The 19,412-nt window shown below is 70.3% G+C and carries 17 protein-coding genes; 9 read left to right on the top strand and 8 right to left on the bottom strand.

Annotated elements, in window-relative coordinates:
• Positions 1–70 precede the first annotated feature (70 nt).
• Together dnaN and dnaA are read right to left on the bottom strand one after the other, a co-directional pair.
• The gene (gene dnaN / locus ACW5F0_RS04825; protein ID WP_456965319.1) at positions 71–1,171 is read right to left on the bottom strand and encodes a DNA polymerase III subunit beta; all 1,101 of its coding nucleotides are present in this window, start codon (positions 1,169–1,171) and stop codon (positions 71–73) included.
• A gap of 257 nt (positions 1,172–1,428) precedes the next feature.
• Complete coding sequence (gene dnaA, locus ACW5F0_RS04830; RefSeq protein WP_456965320.1) at positions 1,429–2,763, bottom strand: chromosomal replication initiator protein DnaA; 1,335 nt, start codon at positions 2,761–2,763, stop codon at positions 1,429–1,431.
• 217 nt (positions 2,764–2,980) lie between these two features.
• Here dnaA and rpmH point away from each other — a divergent pair, with 217 nt between their 5' ends.
• From rpmH to ACW5F0_RS04855, 5 genes are all read left to right on the top strand, one after another.
• The gene (rpmH, locus tag ACW5F0_RS04835) at positions 2,981–3,121 is read left to right on the top strand and encodes a 50S ribosomal protein L34 (protein ID WP_027083663.1); all 141 of its coding nucleotides are present in this window, start codon (positions 2,981–2,983) and stop codon (positions 3,119–3,121) included.
• 50 nt (positions 3,122–3,171) lie between these two features.
• Positions 3,172–3,588 (top strand): ribonuclease P protein component, encoded by a 417-nt coding sequence (rnpA, locus tag ACW5F0_RS04840; protein WP_456999179.1) that lies wholly within the window; start codon positions 3,172–3,174, stop codon positions 3,586–3,588.
• A 13-nt stretch (positions 3,589–3,601) separates the two neighbouring features.
• Positions 3,602–5,341: a membrane protein insertase YidC gene (yidC, locus tag ACW5F0_RS04845; RefSeq protein ID WP_456999180.1), complete on the top strand. Its 1,740-nt coding sequence runs from the start codon at positions 3,602–3,604 to the stop codon at positions 5,339–5,341.
• An 18-nt stretch (positions 5,342–5,359) separates the two neighbouring features.
• Positions 5,360–6,694: a tRNA uridine-5-carboxymethylaminomethyl(34) synthesis GTPase MnmE gene (gene mnmE / locus ACW5F0_RS04850; RefSeq protein WP_456965323.1), complete on the top strand. Its 1,335-nt coding sequence runs from the start codon at positions 5,360–5,362 to the stop codon at positions 6,692–6,694.
• 104 nt (positions 6,695–6,798) lie between these two features.
• Positions 6,799–7,830, top strand: a complete 1,032-nt coding sequence (locus ACW5F0_RS04855) for a TonB family protein (protein WP_456999181.1) — start codon at positions 6,799–6,801, stop codon at positions 7,828–7,830.
• A gap of 73 nt (positions 7,831–7,903) precedes the next feature.
• Here ACW5F0_RS04855 and ACW5F0_RS04860 read toward each other — a convergent pair whose 3' ends face one another.
• Genes ACW5F0_RS04860 through ACW5F0_RS04880 form a run of 5 tightly spaced genes read right to left on the bottom strand, consistent with a single transcriptional unit; the run spans position 7,904 to position 12,324 of the window.
• Positions 7,904–9,085, bottom strand: a complete 1,182-nt coding sequence (locus ACW5F0_RS04860; protein WP_456999182.1) for an ABC transporter permease — start codon at positions 9,083–9,085, stop codon at positions 7,904–7,906.
• A complete protein-coding gene (locus ACW5F0_RS04865) occupies positions 9,082–9,828 on the bottom strand; it encodes an ABC transporter ATP-binding protein (protein ID WP_456999183.1) in 747 nt (248 codons plus the stop codon). The genes ACW5F0_RS04860 and ACW5F0_RS04865 overlap by 4 nt, the downstream gene beginning before the upstream one ends.
• A gap of 1 nt (position 9,829) precedes the next feature.
• Entirely contained in the window at positions 9,830–11,344 is a 1,515-nt protein-coding gene (locus tag ACW5F0_RS04870; protein ID WP_456965327.1) for an alpha/beta hydrolase, read from the bottom strand.
• Positions 11,341–11,529, bottom strand: coding sequence for a helix-turn-helix transcriptional regulator (locus tag ACW5F0_RS04875; RefSeq protein WP_456965727.1), 189 nt, complete (start codon positions 11,527–11,529; stop codon positions 11,341–11,343). Before ACW5F0_RS04875 ends, ACW5F0_RS04870 begins: the two co-directional genes overlap by 4 nt.
• Before the next feature lie 18 nt (positions 11,530–11,547).
• Positions 11,548–12,324 carry a ferredoxin--NADP reductase gene (locus ACW5F0_RS04880; RefSeq protein ID WP_456965328.1) on the bottom strand — a complete coding sequence of 259 codons (777 nt, stop codon included), beginning with the start codon at positions 12,322–12,324 and terminating at the stop codon, positions 11,548–11,550.
• Positions 12,325–12,393: 69 nt separating this feature from the next.
• Here ACW5F0_RS04880 and ACW5F0_RS04885 point away from each other — a divergent pair, with 69 nt between their 5' ends.
• From ACW5F0_RS04885 to ACW5F0_RS04895, 3 genes are all read left to right on the top strand, one after another.
• On the top strand, positions 12,394–13,362 hold the full coding sequence (locus ACW5F0_RS04885) for an ABC transporter ATP-binding protein (RefSeq protein ID WP_456965329.1): 969 nt from the start codon (positions 12,394–12,396) through the stop codon (positions 13,360–13,362).
• A complete protein-coding gene (locus ACW5F0_RS04890) occupies positions 13,359–14,174 on the top strand; it encodes an ABC transporter permease (protein ID WP_456965330.1) in 816 nt (271 codons plus the stop codon). Before ACW5F0_RS04885 ends, ACW5F0_RS04890 begins: the two co-directional genes overlap by 4 nt.
• A 70-nt stretch (positions 14,175–14,244) precedes the next feature.
• The gene (locus tag ACW5F0_RS04895) at positions 14,245–15,804 is read left to right on the top strand and encodes an OmpA family protein (protein WP_456999184.1); all 1,560 of its coding nucleotides are present in this window, start codon (positions 14,245–14,247) and stop codon (positions 15,802–15,804) included.
• Here ACW5F0_RS04895 and ACW5F0_RS04900 read toward each other — a convergent pair.
• A complete protein-coding gene (locus ACW5F0_RS04900) occupies positions 15,801–16,598 on the bottom strand; it encodes a TatD family hydrolase (RefSeq protein WP_456965332.1) in 798 nt (265 codons plus the stop codon). The two genes, ACW5F0_RS04895 and ACW5F0_RS04900, sit on opposite strands and share 4 nt — an antisense overlap.
• A 158-nt stretch (positions 16,599–16,756) precedes the next feature.
• Between ACW5F0_RS04900 and hrpB the strand changes: the two genes are divergently transcribed.
• Positions 16,757–19,312 carry an ATP-dependent helicase HrpB gene (gene hrpB, locus ACW5F0_RS04905; RefSeq protein ID WP_456965728.1) on the top strand — a complete coding sequence of 852 codons (2,556 nt, stop codon included), beginning with the start codon at positions 16,757–16,759 and terminating at the stop codon, positions 19,310–19,312.
• Positions 19,313–19,412 lie beyond the last annotated feature (100 nt).

Here is a 19,412-nt window from a genome sequence, read left to right on the forward strand (position 1 = left end):
AGCGCGCCCGGAAAAGCAGAACGCCCGGGCAATGCCGGGCGTTCGTGTTCCACGTGGAACCTTGCAGGGGTCACAGCCGCAGCGGCATCACGACGTGGCGCGAGCGTTCATTGGCGGCCTCGCGGACCAGCGCCGAGGAGTTCGCATCGCGCAGCGCCAGCACAACCGTTTCGTCGCGCAGCGCGCCAAGGGCATCCAGGAGGTAGTTGACGTTGAAACCCACGGCCAAGCCATCGACGGAAGTGTCCGCCTCGATCTCTTCCTGCGCCTCTTCCTGCTCCGGGTTGTGGGCGTTGATCTTCAGCTGGCCCGGCGAGACTTCGATGCGTACGCCGCGGTACTTCTCGTTGGAGAGGATCGCCGCGCGCTGCAAGGCCGCGCGCAGCACCTCGCGGTCGACCTTGACCTCGCGATCGGCGCCGATCGGGATCACGGCTTCGTAATCGGGGAAGCGCCCGTCGATGAGCTTGCTGGTGAAGGTGACATCGTCGCGTTTCACCCGGATGTGGTTCCGGCCCATTTCCAGCTCGAGCACGCGGTCGCCGCCCTCGAGCAGGCGCTGGAGCTCGCTCACGCCCTTGCGCGGCACGATGATCTGGCGCTTGGACTGGCTGCTGCCGCTGAGCTCGGCTTCGCACAATGCCAGTCGGTGGCCGTCGGTGGCCACGCAGCGCAGCCGGTGGTCGCCGAGGTCGAACAGCAGGCCGTTGAGGTAATACCGCACGTCCTGCTGCGCCATCGCGAATGCGGTGCGCTCGATCAGCTCCTTGAGCGCTGCTTCCGGCACCTCGACCCGTTCGGTCGCCTCGACCTCGTCAATCGACGGGAAGTCGTTGGCCGGCAGGCTCGCCAGGGTGAAGCGGCTGCGCCCGGCCTGCACGGTGATCTTGTCGCCGGACTGGCTGACGGTGACCTTGCTGCCATCGGGCAGGGCACGAACGATGTCGAACAGCTTCCGGGCCGGAATCGTGACTTCGCCGTCCTGGGCGTCGTCGACCGCGCAACGCGCGATCATCTCGACTTCCAGGTCGGTGCCCGTCAGCGACAGCTGGCCGTCCTGCACCAGTGCCAGCAGGTTTGCGAGCACCGGCAGCGTCTGCCGGCGTTCGACCACGTTGACGACCTGCGCCAACGGCTTGAGGAAGGCTTCTCGCTGCAGACTGAAACGCATGCCGGTGGTGTCCCCTTGCCCTAGCTCTTGAATAGGATAAATACTTAAATGCGGTGGTGGTGGAGTCCGCTAAAACGGTTGAGAACTCATCCAACTACCTGACTAATAACGGTTTAATTGCGCTACAACCCCGTGGACAACATCCTGCCGCCAATGCGGACAAGCTGTGGACAACTTTGGGCCCCTGCCGCAGCCCCGAACTTGTCCACAGCTTGCCCCCTGCCTGTACACCGGCTCCCTGGCCCGCCGTCCCGGGCTCATTCGCTGAGCTTGCGGATGAGCTTGTCCCAGTCCTCGCGAAGCTTTCCATCGGTCTGCGAGAGGGTGCGGATCTGACGACAGGCGTGCAGGACCGTGGTGTGGTCCCGACCCGCGAAGGCGTCACCGATCTCCGGCAGGCTGTGCTCGGTGAGTTCCTTGGCCAGCGCCATCGCCATCTGGCGCGGACGAGCCAGCGAACGCGTGCGCTTCTTGCCCAGCAGATCCTTCATCTGGAGTCCGTAGTAGTCTGCCACGGTCTTCTGGATATTGGCGATGCTGATCGCCGCCTGCTGGGCGCGCAGCAGGTCGCGCAGGGTTTCCTGGGCGAATTCCTGCGTGATCGCGCGACCGGTGAAGTTGGCCTGGGCTGATAGCGTGTTCAGCGCCCCCTCGAGGTCGCGCACGTTCGACGGCATCTTCTTGGCCAGCAGGAACGCCACGTCTTCTGGGATATGGACGCCACGCTCGCGGGCCTTGGCCAGCACGATCGCCGCACGGGTCTCGAAGTCGGGCGGGTCGATCGCCACTGGCAGGCCCCAGGCCAGGCGCGACTTCAAGCGCGGTTCCAGGCCTTCGACTTCGCGCGGGAAGCGGTCGCAGGTCATGATGATCTGCTGCCGGCCTTCGAACAGCGCGTTGAAGGTGTGGAAGAACTCTTCCTGGGTGCGGTCCTTGCCGGCGAAGAACTGGATGTCGTCGATCAGGAGCGCGTCGAGCTGTTGGAACTGGCGCTTGAACTGGTCGGCGGTGCGTTCCTGCAGCGAGCGGAAGAAGGCGCTGTAGAAGTCGTTGGAGCGCATGTACAGCACGCGTGCCGACGGATTGTTCCGGCGCATCTCGTTGCCGGCGGCAAACATCAGGTGGGTCTTGCCCAGTCCCGTGCCTCCGTACAGCAGCAGCGGGTTGTGGGCGCGCTCGCCCGGCTTCTGCGCGGCCTGCCACGCGGCGGCGCGGCCGAGCTGGTTGCTGCGGCCCTCGACGAAATTGTCGAAGGTGTAATGGTTGTCGAGGTTGCCGTGGAAGGCGGCGGCGCCGGCGGCCGCGCTCGCGGCGGTGGCCGCGGCCGTGGCCGATGCACGCACCGGTTCGGCGACGCGGGGCAGGGAGCCGATCTCCAGCGACACGTCGCCGTTGCCGCCGAAGAAGCCCAGCAGCTCCCGGATCCGCGGCATGTAGCGCTCGTGCACCGCGTCGCGCACGAACGCATTGGGCGCGTACAGCACGGTCGCATCATTGCGGCGCGCGGCCTGCAGGGGTCGCAGCCAGGTGTGGACGTCCTCGGCCGGGAATTCGGCTTCCAGGCGTTCGAGGCAGCGGGGCCAGGCATCCATGTGTACGTTCGACATACCGACAGCGGGACCGGCCGCGCGACGCGGCGGGCCACGTGCGGCGGGCGGTGGAAGAGGGGGCAGCCAGCCTACCATCGCGCCCCGGGGCCTGCGCGCCGGCGGTCGTCGCGTGGGCCGCGCCCGCCCCGGGTATTTGACCGGGCGACGGTCGCGGCATAGAATCTCCGGTTCTTTCCGCTGCGTCACGCTCGAGCATCCCATGGCCACCAAGCGCACCTACCAACCCAGCAACCTCAAGCGCAAGCGCGACCACGGTTTCCGTGCCCGCATGGCGACCGCCGACGGCCGCAAGATCCTTGCCCGCCGCCGCGCCAAGGGCCGCAAGCGCCTCACCGCCTGATGACCGCGGGCGGCCCCCCTGACGGCCGCCCCGCCGCGATCCCAAGCCCCATGGACCGCCGCTTGCCACGCCAAGCGCGCGTTCGCGTGCGCGCGGAGTTCGACCGCGTCTTCGGCGAAGGCCGCCGCACCGGCACGCCGCTGCTGGCCCTGCATTACCACCGCGACGGCCAGCCGCCGCGCCTGGGCCTGGCGGTTTCGCGCAAGGTCGACCGCCGCGCCGTCGGTCGCAACCGCATCAAGCGTGCGCTGCGCGAAGAGTTCCGCGTCCTGCGCGCCGGGCTGCCGGATGCCGCCTATGTGCTCGTTGCGCGCGCCGCGGCCGCCAAGGCCAGCCGCGTCGAGCTGCGCGCCGCCTTCCACGATGCCCTGCGCCGCGCCGGCGCGTTGCCCGCGCCCGACCTGAGCGGCACAATGCCCGCCGCTTCCCCCGTTCCCGTCCCGACGCCGCGTTCCGCCGGCGAATGAGCATGCCCGTCCGATGAACCAGACCCGTACCTTCCTGATCTTCGCCTGGCTGATGGTGGCGACCCTGCTGTGGATGGAGTGGGGCAAGGAACAGCGGGCACCGCAGTCCGAAGCCGTGGCCGCCGCCACGGCAGCAGACCCCGCGGCTGCGATCCCCGGCGCCCCGGGCGTCGTCGACGCACCTGCCACCGTGCCGGGTGCCGTGCCGCAGGCACCGTCGGTGGCCGCCGTGCCCGGCGTGTCCGCATCCGCCGCACCGGCCGCGACCGCCGGGCTGGTCCGTGTCCGCACCGACGTCCTCGACCTTGCGCTGCGCGGTGGTGCCGTCGCGCGCGCCGACCTGCTGCTGTTCCCGCAGACCCGCGACGAGGGCAGCCCGCCGGTGCGCCTGTTCGATGACGCGCCGGGAAGCTTCTACGCTGCGCAGAGCGGCTGGGTCAGCGCGACCAGCGCCGCGCCCAGCCACGAGGCCGGTTTCGTGCCGGAATCGCCGGGCACCGACTACGTGCTGGGCGCAGGTGCCGACACGCTCGAGGTTCCCTTCGTGTGGCACGGCCCCGACGGCGTCAGCATCCGCCGCAGCTATGTGTTCACGCGCGGCAGCTACGCCATCGAGGTGCTCGACACGGTCTACAACAAGAGCCAGACGCTCTGGCAGGGCCACGCCTACCGCCAGCTGACGCGGCTGCCGCCTGTGCTCAAGACCGGCTGGACCAACCCCGAGTCTTTCAGCCTGTACGGCGCCACCTGGTTCAGCCCGGGCGAGGGCTACCAGCGCGTGCGCTACGCGAAGTTCGACGACGAAGGCCCAGTCAACGCGCGCCAGACCGGCGGCTGGGTGGCCATGCTCCAGCACCATTTCTTCAGCGCCTGGATCCCCCGGCCGCATGACGAGGTCGTCGTTTCGCTGCAAACCACCACTGGTGCCGGCGGCGCGCCCCAGTACCTGATCCGCGAGATGGGTCCGGGCCTTGCGGTGGCGCCCGGCGACGAAGGCAGCATCAGCGCGCGCCTGTGGGTGGGCCCGAAGCTGGTCGACCAGATCAAGGCGCAGCAGGTCCCCGGGCTGGACCGCGCGGTGGACTACAGCCGCTTCGCGCTGTTCGCGTTCCTCGGCGAAGGCCTGTTCTGGATCCTCAACAAGCTCCACGGCCTGTTCCAGAACTGGGGCTGGTCGATCATCGGCCTGGTGGTGGTGGTGAAGGCCATCATGTATCCGCTGTCGAAGGCGCAGTACCAGTCGATGGCAAAGATGCGCCGCTTCCAGCCGCGCATCCAGCAGCTCAAGGAGCGCTACGGCGACGACAAGCAGAAGTTCCAGGTCGCCATGATGGAGCTGTACAAGAAAGAGAAGATCAATCCCGTCGGCGGCTGCCTGCCGGTGCTGCTGCAGATGCCGATCTGGCTGGCGCTGTACTGGGTGCTGCTGGAGTCGGTGGAGCTGCGCCATGCGCCGTGGATGGGCTGGATCCAGGACCTGACCGCGCGCGATCCGCTGTTCATCCTTCCGGTGCTCAACATCGCCGTGATGTGGGCGACCCAGAAGCTGACGCCGATGGTCGGCATGGATCCGATGCAGCAGAAGATGATGCAGCTGATGCCGCTGATCTTCGGTGTCTTCATGATCTTCTTCCCCTCGGGCCTGGTGCTGTACTGGGTCACCAACGGCACGCTGGGCCTGGCGCAGCAGTGGTGGCTGATCCGCAAGTACGCGGAGCCCGCGCCGGCGAAGGCCGCCGCCTCCGGCGACTGATCCGCGGGCGGGGGCAGCATGGCCACCGACACCATCGTCGCCGTCGCGACCCCGCCGGGCAGTGGCGGGGTCGGCATCGTCCGCTTGTCGGGACCCGCCGCGCCCACCATCGCCGTCGCGATCTGCGGCCGTAGGTTGCGGGCGCGGCACGCGCGCCACGCCCGTTTCCTTGACGCCGACGGCGAGCCGATCGACGACGGCATCGCGCTGCTGTTCGCGGCGCCGGCCAGCTATACCGGCGAAGACGTGGTCGAGCTGCAGGGCCACGGCAATCCGGTGCTGCTGCAGGCCCTGGTCGCGCGCTGTTGCGCGCTTGGCGCGCGCATGGCGCGGCCGGGCGAGTTCACCGAGCGCGCCTTCCTCAACGGTCGCCTCGACCTGGCCCAGGCCGAAGCCGTGGCCGATCTTGTCGCCGCCGGCGACCTGACCGCCGCCCGCGCCGCCCGGCGCTCGCTGGACGGCGAGTTCTCGCGCAGGGTCAACGCCCTGGCCGACGACCTGGTCGCGATGCGCGTCCACGCAGAAGCCGCGATCGACTTCGCCGACGAGCCGCTGGAGACGCTGGGCGGATCGGAACTGGCCGCGCGCCTCGCGCGTGCCCGCGCCGACCTTGCCACGCTGCTGGCCGCTGCTACCCGCGGCCGCCGCCTGCGCGACGGCCTGCATGCAGTGATCGTCGGCCCGCCCAATGCCGGCAAGAGTTCACTGCTCAACGCCTTGGCCGGCAGCGACCGCGCGATCGTCACCGATGTCGCCGGCACCACCCGCGACCTGCTGCGCGAAACCGTGCACGTCGACGGTGCGGAACTGGCCCTGGTCGATACCGCCGGCCTGCGCGCCGGCGGCGACGCGATCGAGCGCGAAGGCATGCGCCGCGCGCGCGACGAGCTGGCGCGCGCGGGCCTGGCGATCGTCGTGCTCGATGCGTGCGATCCGGATGCCGGGCGCGCGGCGGTCGCGTCGGGGCTCGACGGCGTGCCGCAGGTGCTGTGGCTGCACAACAAGTCGGACCTGCTGCCGCCGGATGCGCCGCCGCCACCGGCCGGCGAGCTGCGCGTATCCGCCTCCACGGGCCTGGGCATGGCGGCGCTGCACTCGCGCCTGCGCTCCCTGGTGGTGGGCGAGGGCGGTGCCGGTGACGGCGAGTTCACCGCGCGCGCGCGGCACGTGGATGCACTGGGTCGCGCAGCACGGCACCTGGATGCCGCGACGTCTGCGCTGGCCATCGAGGCACTCGAGCTGGCGGCGGAGTCATTGCGTGACGCGCATCACGCTTTAGGCGACATCAGCGGTCGGATCGGGGCCGACGCGCTGCTCGGGCACATCTTTTCGCGCTTCTGCATCGGCAAGTAGCGCAGCCGCGAACCGGCACCGGGGTGTTGACAAACCGCCCCGTGTGTCGCGTCCTACGCATTCGTGCGTATCCGCACACTCAGGGGGAGTACAAACAGATGTCCGTGAACAACCAAGCATCCGCGGGCGGGGTCCTGCCGCGGCTGGCACTTGTTGCGGCCCTTGTCGTGGCCATCTCGGCCTGCGGCAAGGACGAGGCCGCGGCACCCGCGGGCGATGCCGCCACCACTGCCGCCGGGCAGGCCGCCGAAGCCGCGCCCGATGCGGCCGACCAGGTGGCTGCCCAGGCGGACGCGCTGGCCGAACTCGGCCCCGACGAACTCCGCGAGCGCGGCCGCACCGCCTATGCCGAAAGCCGGCTCTACGCGCCGCCCGGCGACAACGCGCTGGAGTACTACCTGGCACTGCGCGAGAAGTCGCCCGGCGATGCCGCTGTTGCCAGCGCGCTGACCGACCTGATGCCGATGCTGGTGATCGCCACCGAGCAGGCCCGCGACCGCGAGGACTTCGACGAAGCCGGACGCCTGGCGGCCCTGGTCGCGCGCGCGGACGCCAACCATCCGGCCCTGTCGCGCCTGCAGGAAACGATCACCGGCGCGCGCGATGCGACGCAGCGTCGCGTGGCCCAGCAGGCACTGAGCGCCGAGCAGGAAGCCGAGCGCCAGCGCCTGCTTGCCGAGGAGCGCACGCGCGCCCAGGCCGAGCAGCAGCGCCTGGCGGCGGCCCAGCTGGTGGAGCAGCAACAGACCGCGGAGCGGGAAGCCGCAGAGCGCGCCGAAGCCGACCGCGTCGCCGCAGAGCGGCGTGCGGCCGAACAGCGCGCCTCGGAGCAGCGCCAGGCCCAGCAGGCCCCGACGTCCACGCCGCCGCCCGCGGCGCCCACGCTGCGGCCGCTGAGCACGCCGGCGCCCACCTATCCGACCGAGGCACTGCGCGCCGGACAGTCGGGCGAAGTCCAGGTCGAGTTCACTGTCGCGCCCGACGGCAGCATCAGCGATGCCCGCGTGGTCCGCGCCGATCCGCCGCGGGTATTCGACCGTGCGGCAGTGGCGGCGGTTCGCCGCTGGCGCTTCGAGCCCATCGCCGAGCCGGTCACCACCCGGCGCACCATCGCCTTCAACCCCGGCGGCGGCTGACACGACGCGACCGGCGACAAAAGAAAAAGCCCGGCCACACGGCCGGGCTTTTCCGTTCCGCCAGACGGCGGCCTCAGGCCGAGATCGCCAGCTTTTCGCGGTGGTACAGGCGCGCGGCCATCAACCACAGCACCAGCGCCAGTCCGAAGCCCGATGCGAAGTAGACCAGCCACTCCATCGGCGCAATCCATTCGCTGCGCACCAGCTTCAGCACCATCTGGTTCTGCGCCAGGAACGGCACCGCGAACTGCCAGAGCTGCTCCTTCACCGGACTGACCATCAACACCACCGTGGGGATGATCGGCAGCAGCATGAGCACGCTCATGTAGCTCTGCGCCTCTTTCACCGACTTCACGCTGGCCGAGATCAGGGTCAGCAGGGTGCAGCCGATCAGGACGATCGGCGCCAGCACCAGCAGCAGCATCGCCAGCATGCCCGGCGTCATCGCCACCATCTGCAGCGCGCGTGGCGCCATCGCCAGACTGACCGCCAGCGCGACCAGGATCAGCACTTGGCTGAGCAGGCCCAGCGCGGTGGCGGCAAGGATCTTGCCGCTCATCAACGCGCTGCGCGAACTCGGCGTGGCCAACAGCGGTTCCAGCGACTGCCGCTCGCGCTCGCCGGCGGTGACGTCGATCACCATGTAGGCGCCGCCGACGAAGGCGCTGAAGATCAGCAGGTAGGGCAGGAAGGCCAGCAGCATGCCGCGCCGCGACTCCGGCGTGGCCACGTCGCGCTGCGCCACCATCACCGCGATCGTGGCCTCGGGGCTGATGCCGCGGCTGATCATGCGCAGGGCACCGACCTGCTGGCCGTACTCGCCGAGTGCCGCGCGCACGCGTTCCACGGGAATCCGCGAGTCCTGGCGCGAGGAGTCATACAGAAGCTCGATCGCGGCCATGCGGCTTTCGCGCCACTGCTCGGGGAACTCCGCCGGAATCCGCAGGATCACGTCGTGCACCTGCTCGCGCAGCGCGCGCTCCGCGTCCTCGGGCGGGTCGATGGCATCGATGTCGCGTGTGCCGAGGTGGCGCACCAGGTTGGGCGCGTGCTCGGCGCCGATCACCGGCAGCTCCAGCGTCGACTCGAGCTGGGTGCGCGCGCGCTTCTCCGCCATCGAACCCATGCCCAGGATCAGCACCGGGAACAGCAGCGGGCCCATCAGCAGGCCGAGCAGCACCGTGCGCCGGTCGCGGAACAGGTCAAGCAGCTCCTTGCGGGCGACGGTCAGCACCGTGTTGTGGAAGAGACTCATGCGGACAGGCCCTCCTCGGTGCCGATCAGTTGGACGAACGCGTCCTCCAGGTTGTCTTCGCCCGACTGCGCGCGCAGTTCATCGGGCGTGCCGTTCGCGCGAACTTCGCCCTGGGCGATGATCACGATGCGATCGCAGAGCGCGGCGACCTCCTGCATGATGTGGCTGCTGAAGATCACGCAGTGGCCCTGCGCCCGCAGCTCCTGCAGGAAGACGCGCAGGCCGCGCGTGGTCATCACGTCCAGGCCGTTGGTGGGTTCGTCGAGGATCACGTTGCGCGGCGAGTGCACCAGGGCGCGCGCGATCGCGGTCTTGGTGCGCTGGCCCTGCGAAAAGCCCTCGGTGCGGCGGTCGAGGAAATCCTCCATGCCCAGCGTGCCTGCCAGCTCCTCGATGCGCGCGTCGATGGTGGCGTCGTCCATGCCGTAGAGGCGGCCGAAGTAGACGATGTTCTCGCGTGCGGTCAGGCGCTTGTAGACGCCGCGCGCGTCGGGCAGCACGCCCAGCCGGCGGCGCACCTGCGTGGCATCGCGCTGTGCATCCAGGCCGTCGACGCGCACCGTGCCGCGCTCGGGCGACATCAGCGTGTAGAGCATGCGCAGGGTGGTGGTCTTGCCGGCGCCGTTGGGGCCGAGCAGGCCGGTGATCTCGCCGTCGCGGGCGGTGAAGCCGACGCCGCGCACAGCGTGCACCGGTCCGGACTTGGCCTTGAAGGTCTTGTGCAGGTCGTGGACTTCGATCATCTCAGGGCTCCCAACCGTAATAGCCGGCGAACGGCGGTGCCGGCGCGAGCCGGTCGAGGCAACTTGCATCGATGTCGGCGGCGTCGGCGCGCTCGACGAACTGCGCGAACAGCTTCGGCATGCAGCCGGCGCCGATCACGTTGTGGCCCTGGCCGGGCGCGACCAGATGGCGGCCACGGGGCAGGTGGGCGACGATCTCGTCGCCGTAGCGCGGCGGGGTGACGGGATCGAACTCGCCGCTGATCGCCAGCACCGGCACGTCGCCGGTGAGCGGATCGCGGAAGCCGTCCGCGCGCGGCGCCGTCGGCCAGGCTTCGCACTGCGCCTTGAGCAGCGCCACCATGTCGGTGCCGAGCACGCTGCCGACGTCGTCCGGGTCGATCGCCATGTCGGCCGCGTCTTCGGTACAGATCACCGACAGCTGCATGCCGTGGGCCATCTGGTCGCCGAGCGAGCCCATGATCATCCGTGACTGCGCCAGCATCGGTGCGTAGTGGCCCTGCGCGGCGTCGTGCAGCAGCAGCGGCAGGGTGGAAGCGGTGGTGGGCTGGTAGGAGAACATCCGCAACAGGATGGCGAGGCGGCCGAAGTCCGGCGTCTCCTCCAGCCATTCGCCGCTGACCGGGTCGCGGTAGCGGACCGCGGCCAGGTCGCCGGCTTCGAGCGCGGCGCGCACGGCGGGCAGCTGCTCCGCGGGATCACCGAGGTTGCCGGCGCAGGCGGGCTCGTCGCGGCAGCGCGCGAAGTGCGCCTGTAGCGCCTGCTCCAGGTTGCGTGCGTGGTCCTGCCCCAGCACCATGGCGTTGGGAGCCACGCCATCGAGCACGACGCTGCGCGTGGCCTGCGGGAACGCTTTCGCGAACTGCTGCGCCACGCGCGTGCCATAGGACACGCCAACCAGGTTGAGCTGCGGCGCCCCGATCGCCTTGCGCACCAGCTCGAGGTCCCGGACGTGGTCCATGGTGCCGTAGCGGCGCAGGTCGGTGCCGGTCCCCAGTGCATCCCGACAGCGCTCGGTGAATGCGCGCATGGCTTCGGGCGTCGGCGCGTCGCTGCCGAACGCGTTGTCGCCCTCCTCGTCCTTGCAGTGCAGCGGATGCGAACCGCCGGTGCCGCGGGCGTCGACCAGCAGCACGTTGCGGCTGCGACGCACATCCGCGAAGGCGGCCGCGACCATGGGGTAGGACTCCAGCGCCGACTGTCCCGGGCCACCGGCGATCATGACCACGGGATCGGGTTCGGCCTGGGTCTTCGCGGGCAACACGGCGATCGCCAGTTCGATCTGGCGGCCGTCGGGCGCATCGTGGTCTTCGGGCACGGCCAGGCGCGCGCATTGCGCCTCGACCGCCCGCGCGCCGACCGCGCTCAGGGAGCAGGACTCGAACGCGATGTCGCCCAGGCGCAGCTGGCCGTCGTCGTCGGCACCCTTGGCGCTTCCGGGCGGGCTGCAGCCCGCGAGCGTGGCAGCCAGCGCGGCAGCGAGCACGCTGGCGATGGATGTCCGGTGTGTCTTCATGCGTCGTTCCCCGGTTGGACAATGGATTCGATGGACGCGCCGGACAGGCGCGCGATGCGGAAGGCGAGCGGCAGGCTCGGGTCGTACTTCCCGGTCCCGATGGCGTTCACCGTCTGCCTGGAGACATCCAGACGATCGCCGAGCTGCGCCTGTGACCAATTCCGGGGTTCCATGTGTCCCGACAGCTTCGCACCCCACGGCCGCTACTTGCTGCTGACGTACTTCTCGCGGCGGATACGCGGGATGGGCAGGCCATGTTCCTTCAGCGCTTCGAAACAGGCGTCGACCATGTCCGGGTTGCCGCACAGATAGGCGATGTCGCCTTCGGCGGACGGCGCGAACTCGCCCAGGAACTGCTGTACGTAACCATGGCGCACGTCCGGGTGGTCCTGGGCCGTACCCGGAGCGGGGAGCCCGCGCGAGAAGCAGGGCACGAAGCGGAAGCCGGCATGGGCTTCCGCGAACGCACGGAACTCGTCGCCATAGAGCAGTTCTTCGGGCGTGCGCGCCCCGAACAGCAGCACGACCTCGATGCCGCGTCCGGCCATGGCCTTTTCAAGCAGGGGCAGCATCGCCCGGTACGGGGTCACCCCGGTGCCGGTGCCGACCAGCAGGTAGCGGCGGTTGTCGTCGCCGGCCTGCAGGCAGAAGCGGCCGAAGGGCCCGCTGGCCTGAACGGTGCCACCGATCTCGAGTGTTTCGAACAGCGACGTGGCGGCGCCGCCGGGCACGTAGCTCACCGCGATCTCGACCAGCTCGCCCGGGCCCGTGGCGTGGTCGTGGATGGTGGCCAGCGAATAGCTGCGCTTGGTGGCGGTGCCGTCGCCGTACTCGAAGTGCACCTGCAGGAACTGGCCCGGGATGTAGTCCAGCGGCAGGCCGTCGTCGCGGGAGAAGGCGAGGTGGGCGACGGTGGGCGCCAGCATGCGGCGCGAAACGAGCTTGAGGGGGAAGTGTGCGGGCACGTTGGAACGGACCATTGCCGGGCCACGGCCCAAGGGACTCCTATAATACCGCTCCGCCGCGACCCCCCGCGGCAAGGAGCACCGATGAACCAGGCCATGCCCGCCGCGCTCTCGGTCCGGGACCTGCGCAAGACCTACGACAACGGCGTCGAGGCCCTCAAGGGCGTCTCGCTCGAGGTCGTTCCCGGCGATTTCTACGCGCTGCTCGGTCCCAACGGCGCCGGCAAGTCGACCCTGATCGGGATCGTCTCCTCGCTGGTCAACAAGACCGCGGGCGAGGTGCGCGTGTTCGACGTCGACCTCCACGCCGAGCGCGACCGCGCGATGCGCCTGCTCGGCCTGGTGCCGCAGGAAATCAACTTCAACATGTTCGAGAAGCCGCTCGACATCCTCGTCAACTACGCCGGCTTCTACGGCATCCCCCGCGCCGAGGCGGTCGTGCGCGCCGAGGCTGAACTGCGCTCGGCGCAGCTGTGGGACAAGGCGCACATGATGAGCCGCACGCTGTCGGGCGGCATGAAGCGCCGGCTGATGATCGCCCGCGCCATGATGACCCGGCCGCGGCTGCTGATCCTCGACGAACCCACCGCCGGCGTCGACATCGAGATCCGCCGCGGCATGTGGCAGACGCTGCGCCAGATCAACGCCGCGGGCACCACGATCATCCTCACCACGCACTACCTGGAAGAGGCCGAGAACCTCTGTCGCAACCTGGCCATCATCGACCACGGGCGCATCGTCGAGTCCGGCCCGATGCGCTCGCTGCTGTCCAAGCTCGACGTGGAAGGCTTCCTGCTCGACGTCGAGGATGCCTTGCCGGAGGCGCTGCCGGAGATCCCCGGCGCCGAGGTGCGCGTCGTGGACGCGCACACGCTCGACGTCGACATGCCGCGCGCGATGGACCTCAACCGCGTCTTCGCATCGCTTGATGCCGCGGGCATCCGCGTGCGTTCGATGCGCAACAAGACCAATCGCCTGGAGGAACTCTTCGTGCGCATGACCGGCGATACCGGCGCGGCTGCCGACGCCGCGGCGACGGGGAAGGCGGCATGAGTGCCACCACCCCCACGCCCGCTGCTGCCGAGGAGGCATCCGTGCTCCGTTCGAACCTCGTGGCCCTGGGCACCGTCGCCCGCCGCGAAATCATGCGCATCCTGCGCATCTGGAGCCAGACCCTGGTGCCGCCGGCGATCACCATGACGCTGTACTTCCTGATCTTCGGTGGCCTCATCGGCAGCCGCATCGGGACCATGGACGGCATCACCTACATGGACTTCATCGTCCCGGGCCTGGTGATGATGAGCGTGATCCAGAACAGCTACGGCAACATCTCGTCCTCGTTCTTCGGCGCCAAGTTCGGCCGCCACGTCGAGGAGCTGCTGGTCAGCCCGATGCCGCCGTGGGTGATCCTGGGCGGCTACGTCGCAGGCGCCGTGCTGCGCGGGCTGATGGTGGGCGTGATCGTGCTCTGCATCGCGATGCTGTTCACCACCGTGCGCATCCCGCACCCGTGGGTGACGCTGTCGACGGTGCTGCTGGGCGCGACGATCTTCTCGCTGGCCGGCTTCGTCAACGCGATGTTCGCGAAGAAGTTCGACGACGTCGCCATCGTGCCGATCTTCATCCTCACCCCGCTGACCTACCTGGGCGGCGTGTTCTATTCGGTCACGCTGCTCCCGGGCTGGGCGGAAAAGCTCACCTACGCCAATCCGATCTTCTACATGGTCAACGCGTTCCGGTACGGCCTGCTCGGGCGCGGCGACGTGCCGCTGTGGGTGGCGTACGCGCTGATGCTGGGCTTCGTGGCGGCGCTGGGCGCGCTCAGCCTGTCGCTGCTGAAGCGGGGCGTGGGCCTGCGCAGCTGAGATCCGGCGACGCGATCTGGTAGGTTTGCCCGCTGCCGCGCGCGGCAAGACCACCATCAGGGAGATCGCCATGAAGGGAACCAGCCGCACCACCCGCACCACCCTGCTGTTCGCGATGCTCGCGCTCGCCGCGACCGCGTGCGACCGGTCCGCCGACGGCGCCACGGCCGCGGACTCCGCGCAGCAGGCGCAGGCACAGCCCGCAGACGCGGTCGCAGAGCAGGACGGTGACGCCGGGGCCGCCGGGTTCGACATCGAAACAGTCCCGGTGTCGACCCTTGCACTGGGCGCGTTCCCGTACATCGGCCTGCCGGCCGGCTACCGCGCGAACGGACCGGAGACCAGCGACTTCGACCGCTTCCCGTACTGGGTCGGTGACCGCTTCGAATGGGTCGAGGGTCCGACCTGGGCGACGTTCATCGGCACCGAACCCGGCAAGCAGATGTCGGAGCTGGAAGTGCGCCGCAACCTCGAGCACGTGGTGGTACAGGCCGGTGGCGTGAAGGTGTTCGAAGGCCGCGTGCCGGCGGAGGCGGTGAAATCCCTGGGCGAAGACGTCATGGTCCGGCACAACACCGGCCTCGGCGGCATTGGCAACCGGCCGAGCACCGTGTTCTTGGTGCGTCGGCCCGACCGCAACATCTGGATCCACCTCAACACCTACAGCGCCGGTGGCAGCCTGGCCATCAGCGAGAGCGCGGACTTCGCCGCCAGTGCCGGGCTGCTGCCCGCCGACGGCGCCGCTTCCGGGGGCGAGGCGGGCGGCTTCGATATCGCCGCGCTGCCGGCGTCGACCGTGGCCCTGGGCGCGTTTCCGTACTTCTCCATTCCCGACGGCTACCGCGAAACGCCGCGGCAGAGCCGCCGACTGGACCATGGCCAGGCGGCGTTCTGGGTCGGCGACCGCTTCGAGACGGTCGAAGGGCAGGTCTATGCGGCCGGCATGCGCGTGGAGCGCGATGCGGGCAAGGACTTCTCCGCGACCGAGGTCGCGCGCAACATCGAGCACGTGGTGACCGCGGCCGGCGGGGTGAAGGTCCATGGCGGCGAGGAGCCGGCAAGCGCGCGCCAGGACAAGGCGGTGCAGGCGGTGATGCGCGAGTACCCGGCCGAAGCCAAGTGCCTGGTGATGAACCCGGTCGAGGTGTACGTCCTGCGCCGCGACGACGGCAACGTCTGGGTGCGCGCCTGCACCAGCCGCCACTTCGCCGGCCTGATCGTGGTGCGCGAGCGCGCCCTGGTGCCGACCTCGGCGCTGCTGCCGGCCGACGACCTGCGGGCGAAGATCGAGGCCGATGGCCGGGTCGCGATCCAGGTGCACTTCGCGGTCGACAAGGCCGACATCCTGCCCGCCTCGCAGCCGCAGGTGGAGCAGGTGGTCGCGCTGCTTGAAGGCAGCGATGCGCTGCGCCTGCACGTCGACGGCCACACCGACAACACCGGCGATGCGGCGCGCAACCAGGCGCTGTCCGAGGCGCGTGCGGCGGCAGTGGTGGCAGCGCTGGTGGAGGCCGGCATTGCCGCCGACCGGCTCGAGGCGCGCGGCTTCGGCACCGCGAACCCGGTGGCTGACAACGGCACCGACGACGGCCGCGCCGCGAACCGGCGCGTGGAGCTGGTGCGCCGCTAGCGGGGGGCCGGCAGCCTGAAGAACGCGCGCGTGGTGGCCGTGGCGTTCGCCGCGGCCACCGCGACGTCCTCGCCGCGGTCGCGCGCGAGCTCCTCGACGATGTGCCCGAGGTGCATCGGCTCGTTGCGGCGGTCCTTCGGCATCGGCTTGAGCGAGCGCGGCAGCAGGTAGGGCGCGTCGGTTTCCACCATCAGGCGGTTGGCGGGGATGTTGGCGACGATCTCGCGCAGGTGCTGGCCGCGGCGCTCGTCGCACAGCCAGCCGGTGATGCCGATGTGCCAGTCGCGGTCGATGCAGTCGAACAGTTCCGCGCGGCTGCCGGTGAAGCAGTGCACCACCGCGGGGCCGATGCGGCCTTCGAAGTCCTTCATGATCGCGACGAAATCGGCGTGGGCGTCGCGCTGGTGCAGGAACAGCGGCTTGCCGGTGTCGACCGCGATCTCGAGCTGGCGCTCGAACGCCTTGCGCTGGGCGGGGCGCGGCGAGAAATCGCGGAAATAGTCGAGGCCGGTTTCGCCCACGGCCACGACTTCAGGATGCGCAAGCAGCGCCCGCATCTCGGCGTCGCATTCGGCGGTGTAGTCGGTGGCGTGGTGGGGATGGACGCCGGCGGTGGCGAAGAGTTCGCCAGGGTGGGCGCGGGCGAGTTCCAGCGCCATCGGGGAGTGTTCGCGGCTGGCGCCGGTGACGACCATCTGCACGACGCCGGCGCTGCGGGCGCGCGCCATGACCTGGTCGCGGTCGTGGTCGAAGCTGTCGTGGGTGAGGTTGGCGCCGATGTCGATCAGTTGCATGGAGGCATTGTAGGCGGAGGAGGATCGGGTGACTTGTTGACGGTGCTGCTGTGTGGGGTCGAAAGCAGGGGCCGTGGATTCCCGGCTCCGTGGCGGAGCACGCCGCTGTGCGGGGGGCGGGTGTGCGCAGTTGGCCGCTGCGCGACAACGTGGTGCGCATGGCGAAACGCGGCAGGCCCTATCCTTTGCGGGTGAAGGACGCTTCGTTTCCCATCGATGAACTGCTGCCGGCGATCCGGGCGAGCCTGGCGGAGCACCCGCGGCTGGTGCTCGAGGCGCCGCCGGGTGCGGGCAAGACCACGCGCGTGCCGTTGGCGTTGCTTGATGCGCCGTGGCTGGCGGGCCAGCGCATCGTGATGCTGGAGCCGCGCCGGGTCGCGGCGCGGGCGGCGGCGGGGTTCATGGCGTCGTCGCTGGGGGAGGAGGTCGGGCAGACCGTCGGCTACCGCATCCGCTTCGAGAACCGGATGTCGGCGGCAACGCGGATCGAGGTAGTCACCGAGGGCATCCTCACGCGCATGCTGCAGGACGATCCGATGCTCGAGGGCGTGGGCGCGTTGCTGTTCGACGAGTTCCATGAGCGCCATCTCGCCGCGGATCTCGGCCTGGCGCTGGCGTTGGACGTGCAGGCGGGGCTGCGCGAGGACCTGCGCATCGTGGTGATGTCGGCGACGCTGGATGGCGAGCGGCTGGCGTCGTTTCTCGATGCGCCACGCCTGTCCAGCGCGGGGCGCAGCCATCCGGTCGAGATCGCGCACTTCCCGGCACGGCGCGAGGAGGCGCTGGAGCACCAGCTGCGGCGCGCGGTGGAGCATGCGTTGCAGCGTCATCCCGGCGATGTACTCGCGTTCCTGCCCGGGCGCCGCGAGATCGCGCGCGCGGCCGCGGCATTGGCCGCGGGAGATGCGGTGCGGGCCTCCGGTGCCGACGTGCTCGAGCTGCACGGTGACCTGCCCGTCGACGCGCAGGCGCGCCTGCTGCGCCCGGCCGCGGACGGGCGTCGCCGCGTGGTGCTGGCCACGAACGTGGCCGAGTCGAGCGTGACCCTGCCGGGTGTGCGGGTCGTGGTCGACAGCGGGCTGGCGCGCGAGCCGCGGCACGATCCCAACAGCGGTTTCAGCCGCCTGGACGTGGTGAGCATCGCGCAGGCCTCGGCCGACCAGCGCACCGGGCGCGCCGGACGCGTCGCGTCGGGCTGGGCCTATCGGCTGTGGCCCGAGTCACAGCGTCTTGAAGCGCAGCGACGGCCCGAAATCGCCCAGGTCGAGCTGGCCGCCCTGGCGCTGGAACTTGCCGCCTGGGGCAACGATGCGCTGCGGTTCGTGGATGCGCCGCCGGCGGGCACGCTCGCCGCGGGGCGCGATCTGCTGCGGCAGCTCGGCGCGCTCGCGACGGGAACCGGCCCGATGACAATCACGGTGCGGGGCCGGCGCATGCTGGCGCTCGGCACGCATCCGCGGCTGGCGGCGATGCTGCTGGCGCCCGGTGATGCGTCGTCGCGTGCGCTTGCCTGCGACCTGGCCGCGCTGCTGGAAGCGCGCGATCCGCTGCGCACGCGCAGCGATGCGGTCGCCGTGCGCTGGGGGGCGCTCGCCGCGTTCCGCCAGCGCCGGGTTCCGGCCGATGCCAACCGGTCGGCGCTGGCCGCGATCGATGCCGCCGCGCGCCAGTGGCGACGCCGGCTGCGCGTGGATGCGGCGCCACCGGGCGATGTGCCCGCGCATGCGCTCGGCGACCTGCTCGCGCACGCGTTCCCCGACCGTATCGCCGCCCGCCACGCCGGCGACCTGCACCGTTACCAGCTCGCCAACGGCCGCATGGCGCGGCTGCTCGACGACAGCGAGCTCATCGGCGAGCCCTGGCTGGTGGCCAGCGAGCTGCGCCACGAAGCACGCGGTGACGCGCTGCTGCTGCGGGCGGCGCCGGTGGACGAGGCCGCGCTGCACCGGGACTTCGGCGAGCGTTTCAGCGAGCGTGACGAGACCCGGTGGGATGCCGACCGCCGCGCGCTGGTCGCCGAACGCGTGCGCCGCTTCGCCGGCATCGTGCTCGACAGCCGGCCCGCCGGACGTGCCGACCCCGCCGCGGCCGCACAGGCCCTGACCGATGCGGTGCGTGCGCTCGGCCTCGACGTCCTGCCGTGGAGCGACGGCCTGCGGCAGTGGCGGGCGCGGCTCGCCGGCCTGCGCGCGTGGATGCCGGAACTCGCCCTGCCCGACCTCGGCGACGAGGCGCTGCTGGCCAGCCTGGACCAGTGGCTGCAGCCCGCATTCGCCGGCAAGTCGCGGCTGGACGCACTGTCCACGGAAGACTTCGGCAACGCACTGCGCTCGCGCCTCGACTGGGCCCTGCAGCAGCGTGTCGATGCGCTGGCGCCGACGCGGATCACCGTGCCTTCCGGGCAGGCGCGCGCCATCGATTACGCGATCGGCGACGACGGCCAGCCGCGGCCGCCGGTGCTGGCGGTGAAGCTGCAGGAACTGTTCGGCCTGGCCGATACCCCGCGCGTAGCGGACGGACGGGTGCCCCTGCTGCTGCACCTGCTGTCGCCGGCAGGGCGGCCGCTGCAGGTGACCTCGGACCTCCGCAGTTTCTGGGACCGCACCTGGCCGGAAGTGCGGCGCGAGATGAAGGGCCGCTATCCGAAGCACCCTTGGCCCGAGGATCCCTGGAATGCCGTTCCCACCCATCGGGCGCGACCGCGCCGTGGCTGAACGGATGCAGGCGGCTCACGCCGGCACCACGCGCGTCCGCCGACACTGTCCATCTGTTTTTCCAACACCCTCGGCGCATCCGCGCCAGCCCACGCAATCG

Source organism: Luteimonas sp. A534 (assembly GCF_054072805.1).